General features: G+C 65.8%; 2 protein-coding genes. Both read right to left on the bottom strand.

The genetic code is table 11. The features are described from left to right. Positions 1–210: NAD(P)(+) transhydrogenase (Re/Si-specific) subunit beta (locus AC1DHL_RS29745; RefSeq protein WP_478164330.1), on the bottom strand; the 210-nt coding region annotated here is incomplete at its 3' end. Position 211: 1 nt separating this feature from the next. After that, a partial coding sequence (locus AC1DHL_RS29750; RefSeq protein WP_478164331.1) for an NAD(P) transhydrogenase subunit alpha part 2 occupies positions 212–532 on the bottom strand: 321 nt, incomplete at its 5' end.

A 532-nucleotide genomic window follows, 5' to 3' on the forward strand; every position in this document is an offset into this window, starting at 1 on the left:
CAGGCCCAGCAGCACCCAGGCCATGCCGAGGGCCTTGCCGCCGGAGAGCTGCACGATCAGCGCGGCGGTGGTCAGGATGGCGATGGCCATGCCGACCATGCCGAAGATGTTGCCGCGGATGGAGGTGGTGGGGTGGGACAGGCCCTTCAAGGCCTGGATGAAGCAGACCGAGGCGATCAGGTACAGCAGCGTGACGACGTTCATCGACATGTCAGTGGCCCTCCGCCTTGGCGGTGTCACCGGCGGCCGGGGCCTTCTTGTCCTTCTTCTTGAACATCTCCAGCATGCGCCGGGTCACCAGGAAGCCGCCGAAGACGTTCACTGCAGCAAGCGCCACGGCCAGCACGCCCATGGTCTTGCCCAGGCCTGTCTCGGTGAGTGCGGCGGCCAGCATGGCGCCCACGATGACGATGGCGGAGATGGCGTTGGTGACGGCCATCAGCGGCGTGTGCAGCGCCGGGGTGACGGTCCACACCACGTGGTAGCCCACGTAGATGGCCAGCACGAAGATGATCAGGTTGATGACGGTGTG

It is taken from the genome of Variovorax sp. 10L426, assembly GCF_056395305.1.